General features: G+C 35.5%; 6 protein-coding genes. All 6 read left to right on the top strand.

Features of this window, described 5'->3' with window-relative positions; all coding sequences use genetic code 11:
* The coding region (locus KWG64_RS25490) for a glycosyltransferase (RefSeq protein ID WP_218523495.1) at positions 1-388 on the top strand (388 nt) is incomplete at its 5' end.
* Between the two features lie 109 nt (positions 389-497).
* Entirely contained in the window at positions 498-1,295 is a 798-nt protein-coding gene (locus KWG64_RS25495; protein ID WP_218523496.1) for an ABC transporter permease, read from the top strand.
* Positions 1,295-2,500: an ABC transporter ATP-binding protein gene (locus tag KWG64_RS25835; protein WP_218523497.1), complete on the top strand. Its 1,206-nt coding sequence runs from the start codon at positions 1,295-1,297 to the stop codon at positions 2,498-2,500. Before KWG64_RS25495 ends, KWG64_RS25835 begins: the two co-directional genes overlap by 1 nt.
* A 10-nt stretch (positions 2,501-2,510) precedes the next feature.
* On the top strand, positions 2,511-3,872 hold the full coding sequence (locus KWG64_RS25505; protein WP_218523498.1) for a glycosyltransferase: 1,362 nt from the start codon (positions 2,511-2,513) through the stop codon (positions 3,870-3,872).
* Positions 3,835-5,088, top strand: a complete 1,254-nt coding sequence (locus tag KWG64_RS25510) for a hypothetical protein (protein WP_218523499.1) — start codon at positions 3,835-3,837, stop codon at positions 5,086-5,088. Before KWG64_RS25505 ends, KWG64_RS25510 begins: the two co-directional genes overlap by 38 nt.
* Before the next feature lies 1 nt (position 5,089).
* Positions 5,090-5,860 (top strand): FkbM family methyltransferase (locus KWG64_RS25515; protein WP_218523500.1); only part of this gene is annotated, 771 nt, incomplete at its 3' end.

Here is a 5,860-nt window from a genome sequence, read left to right on the forward strand (position 1 = left end):
CCGATGGTGCGTGTTACCCCGGTGCTGCGCGACCTTATTGGCTGCAACAAGCAGAAGAATTCAAAAGAAACGCTGCTGTATAAATCATCTTCGTTCGGAATCCTTTGGGATATCTTTACTTGAAGGCGCTATATTTTCAAAACCATTGATCTCTTGTGAAATTGGGACAGGAACTACATTTATCAATATCGATAAAGAAACTGGTATTGTTATTGAACCATCGAATTGTGATGAACTGAAAAAAGCGATGGATACGTTATGGAATTCCCCAGTTCTTGCAGAAGAATATGGAAAGAAAGCCAGAATACGGTATGAGGAAATATTTTCAGCTAACAGCATGATCAAAGGATATGTTGAGTTATACAATGAATTACTATCAAAATCATGAGTCAGCTAATTTATATCAAGCATTGAGATGACTGCAAAAAAAATTGTAATCATAAAAATTCTTGAAATAACACGTATTAATTATTTATTTGATACAAGGTATAGTTAAGATGGCATTAGTATTTACAAGAACTTTATGGAATTATAGAGGATTTATCATTGGCAATGTAAAGAGGGAGTTTCAATCGAAATATAGAAACTCTCTCTTGGGAGCTGCTTGGAATGTTTTGAACCCTCTTGCGATGATAATCGTGTATACGGTTATTTTCTCACAAGTAATGAAAGCAAAATTACCGGGTGTCGATGACGCATTTGCGTATAGCATTTACCTATGCTCAGGCGTCCTCACATGGGGTTTTTTTTCAGAAATAGTCTCAAGAGGACAGAATGTATTTCTCGAACAGGCAAATCTGATTAAAAAAGTGAGTTTCCCACGAGTATGTCTTCCTATTACTGTGGTGCTTAATGCATTATTGAATTTCGGTATTGTATTTGGGCTATTTACTGTATTCCTCTTGGTAACAAATGAATTCCCCGGCCTTGCATTTATTTCTTTATTACCTGTATTAATTGTACTGATAATATTTTCGATTGGGCTTGGTATTACGCTTGGTATATTAAACGTTTTTTTTAGAGACGTTGGACATTTTTTCGGTATTGTTCTGCAGTTTTGGTTTTGGTTAACACCAATTGTTTATTCAGTTTCCATTTTGCCAACGAGTTTGCAGAAATATATTCATTTAAATCCACTTTTTGGGGTTATTACTTCTTTCCAAACTATTTTGGTCAAACATGAACAGCCCGATTGGCAAAGCCTTTTGCCGGCGCTAACTGTAGGAGTGCTGTTATGTTTGATTGGTATGCGGCTTTTCCGCAAGTATTCTGGTGAAATGGTGGATGAGCTCTGATGAATTGTGTAAAAATTTCTAATTTAGGTAAAGCATACAAGCAGTACAATAATAAATGGGGGCGTTTGGCCGAATGGCTTATCCCATACTCTAAGACCAGACACCTTACAAAATGGGTGTTAAATGATATTAACTTTACGGTAGAGGCTGGCGAGGCTGTAGGCATCATAGGAGTTAATGGCGCTGGTAAGAGTACATTATTGAAAATGATTACCGGCACAACTCAACCAACAACAGGCACAATAAATGTAAATGGTCGTGTTGCTGCAATGCTGGAACTCGGGATGGGTTTTCACCCTGAATTTACCGGCAGGCAGAACGTTTACATGTCAGGACAGTTGTTAGGTATTTCAGTCGATGACATAACACGTCTTATGACACAAATTGAAGAGTTTGCAGAAATAGGGTCATACATAGACCAACCTGTCAGAGTTTATTCTAGTGGGATGCAAGTCAGGTTGGCATTCAGTGTCGCAACTATTATTCGCCCAGACCTTTTGATTGTTGATGAAGCAATGTCTGTAGGTGATATTTACTTTCAACAAAAGTGTATTGAACGGATCGAAAAATTCAAAGAACAAGGTACAAGTATATTATTTGTTACTCATGACTTCTCTGCTTTACATACTATTTGTGACAGGGCTGTTTTGCTAGCAAATGGCAAATGTCAGTTCATTGGTAAAACCATTGAAGCTGTTGAAAGGTATTATGGCCATCTAAATAGTAATAAAGCAGTTGTCAAAGATGAACCACAACTAGATAAAAAATTCATCGCCATAGATAAATTTATAAATAAGATAGCAATGCTTAATGAAAATAATATGGAAGTTAACTGTTTAGAGAATGGTAGCGACTGTTCATTTTTAATAGAACTTAAAAATTTAGAGCAATACGCTAATCCCCATATTGGTTTTCGTCTTCAAAATAGGCTTGGACAAGTTATTTACGAAACGAATACGTTCTGCCAAAAAACTGCTATACCTAAAGATGGCATCAAGAAGGTTAGTATATCTTTTGAAAATAGATTAGCTCCAGGTGAGTATACCTTAGCAATGGGGATTGAGTCTGGTGGGCATGGAGATGGTCTTTTTGATACGGTCATTGCGTTGACTGAAAGAGTTATATCTTTTCAGGTCATTGAGAGTCCAAAGATTAATAAATGGGCCGGCTTAGTTAACATTAACTCAATAATTAGCGTTCAATAAGGATATTTTGATGATTTACTATGATATTACAGATATTATTAACCATGCCAAGTTCTCTACAAAAGTAAGTGGGATTCAGCGTGTTGTCTTAGAAGGGATGAAAGGATTAACGACGGAACACTGTATATTTTTTATAAGCCCTATAAGTGGGAAAAACTATGAGGTAAAAGGATTAGATAGTGTACCTTTAGATGATTTGACCCCCTTCATTAATCTTTGGATCTATGCCGATATTTATAAATCTTCATCTAATAAAACTGCTGGTGCATACTTTAAGAAACTTAGTTCGAGAGGAAGAAAATTTAAAGCACTTTATTATATGCACACATTAGTTTCTAATGTGCCAGTTTTGTCAACTATCTTAGATGAATTGATTAAATCCCGTTTAAAAAGCAGAATATTCAAAAACCCCGGAATAACAATTTCCGAAATTAATTCTTTCAAAAGTGGAGCTACTGTAGCCTTATTTGGTGGTGTATGGAACTTCCAGGAACATTATGATGAATTATTTAAAACACAATTAAAGAATCTAAAAAAGATATTTATGGTCTATGACATGATACCTATCGTGTCTGGGTTTGTACCTGATGAACTGAAGTCTATGTTCAAAAAATATATTCCTTTTGTCCTTGCTAATGCAAATACTGTTATTGTGAACTCACATAGTTGTAAAGAAGATCTAACCAGTTATGCTGAAAATAACGGTTTCAATATACCTGATATTAAAGTGGTTCACTTATCACATAAATTACCCGTCAAAAAAAACGATATTGGACTTCATGCAGATATTACCTACCCTTTAAGAACTCGAAAGCTACAGAAAGAAGTGTACGCATTTTGCCTTGGTTCCATTGAGTCTCGAAAAAATCACGTTAACCTAATCCTAACATGGATTAAGTTTTTTAATAGTGACGAGTATGCTAATCAAAAACTTGTGATTGCAGGTAAATGGTTGTGGGATACTGATGAGTTAGCAAAACTTCTTACGTATACTGGACATGTCAGTGGGAGTGTTATTATTGTACATGACGCCAATGATGAAGAAATTGCTGAGTTGTATAGAAATTGCCGTTTCACCGTTTACCCTTCTCACTATGAAGGTTGGGGACTTCCGCTGGGCGAATCACTTGCGGTGGGTAAGCCATGCTTGCATTTTGATATTTCTTCGATGAAAGAAGCAGGTTATGGTTTGACTAACTACGTTAATTATCTCGACTACGCTGATTTTTATGAGCAATTTAGAAAGTTAATGGTAGATGATGCTTTCTATAATGCCTGTGTAGATAATATCGAGAGAAATAAGGGAATACTGAGAAGTTGGAATGATTTCTCTAGTGACATTAGCACTGTTTTTATCAATGAAACTGATTGATACGGTGGGGGAGAAAATGAGTAATAAAGCTTGGATTGGTGATAATAAACCTGCCGGATTCACAAGCATCTCTGTCGGATTCACACAGCATCAAGACGCAAGGATACATGCCGAACATTATGGTGTTTACCAAGATATAAATTGCACCGAAATACTCATTTCCCAGTATGATAATTGGCCAGTATTGTTAGATGAGGTTTTTTTATTAGGCGTGAGTGATGAGGATTGCACATTTACATTTAAGTTTAATGTCGTAGATTCAAAGTTTTCTCTTCCTAAATTTTATCGACAATTGTATCTGCTGACGAATGGCACTGTAAAACTCTTAAGTTTCGTAAAAGATCAGCAACCTGGTGTTTTTCTCATTTCATTTAAGTGCAGAGTAAGGCGCTCATCAGCTAACAATGGATGGTCTTTTGGTTTGCTTTGGGATGGTAATAATAAAGAACATCTCCTAGCATTCATAGAAAGTTTGTATAAGCAGGTTAACTATGAAGGTGAGTTTGAGATTTTAATCTGTGGTCCTAGTATAGAACTTGATGTTACTGATAAAGTTAGGTTTGTAGAGTCCGATGAAGAAACTGAGCTTTTGGCCAATATTTCAAGAAAGAAAAACAGGTTAATTTCTGCCGCTCAATACAATAATATCTGCATCGTACATAATAGATACAGCCTGGCTGAGGATTTTATAAGCTCATTTGAGTCAATTAAAAATTCCTACGATATATGCATAATACCGCAATTTCTTTTGGGGTCTAATTTACGTGTTCCAGACTGGATATCTCAAGCCTCAGATCAAAAGCTTACTGCAAATTATCTTTTAGATTATGGTGAATACTCTCCATATCAATATATGGCGGGTGGTATAATTATAGGGAAAAAACAAGTATTAATTGATAATCCATTAAATGATCTTGCCACATGGAATATGGCTGAAGATGTTGAATTTTCTCAGCGTTTAATTAATTCTGGGTATGTATTACGTTTAAATTCGACTACAAAAGCTACAGTTCTTTCCATTAGGCAGGAAATACTTGACGATTTTCACAAGCCAGACCTAAATCATTTTTTTAATAATATTGATCAGTTTCAAGTTGCGTCACAGCTTAATGCAAGTCTGACAAGACGCCAAAATAGAGTTTTAAGAGCAATTACCATACTCTTGGAAGACCCAAAGCTTTTTTTAAGAAAAATAATGAGAAAATTTAAGGTGTAATATGAAGAGCAAAAATATCATTCTTGATGTCGGAGCTAACTATGGTGGATTTTCTTTAGAAATAGCTAAACGTAATCCGGAGTCAATAATTTATGCTATAGAAGCAGAACCAGGTCTTGCCGATTATCTGAAATCAAAACAGAATGAGTTAGACCTGCCCAATCATATCACTGAATGTTTCGCAGTTTGTGAAGAGAATGGTAAATCGGAGTTTTATGTCTCCGAACTTGGTGATCATGGTACATCTAGTCTGCTACCTTTCTCGCAAAGTCATATTGATAATGATAGCTATTGGGCAGACCGGAAAGATTTGTTTCACAGTAGGGCAGTTGAAGTTGAGACGAAAAGATTAGATACATTTTTAGACACGGTAGAGTTTAAAGAAATCGATTTTATTAAAATTGATGTTCAGGGACTTGATTTAAGTGTACTTCGTTCGGCAGGAAATTATTTAGAAAAAATCAGGGCTGGCATGTTAGAAGTTCCTGCAATCACCGATAAGTCTTTATATGAAAATACAAACGATGATATGAGGATTGCTCTCAATTATTTATTTGAAAATGGCTTCCAAGTCTATTCTATAAAACCAAATGATGAAGCCTCGAATGAATTTAATATATATTTCATAAGAAATGGTGAAAATATACACGAGATAGAGCAAGAGTTAAACCTGCAAAACTTTCATTTTTACGATGGCAAAAATTTTTGGCATGCTCCTTCGCATAAATTGGAATTTCCTGAACAACATATAATAAACCTTAATGCCGTATTG

Source organism: Rahnella sp. PD12R (genome assembly GCF_019200965.1).
Classification (GTDB): domain Bacteria; phylum Pseudomonadota; class Gammaproteobacteria; order Enterobacterales; family Enterobacteriaceae; genus Rahnella; species Rahnella laticis.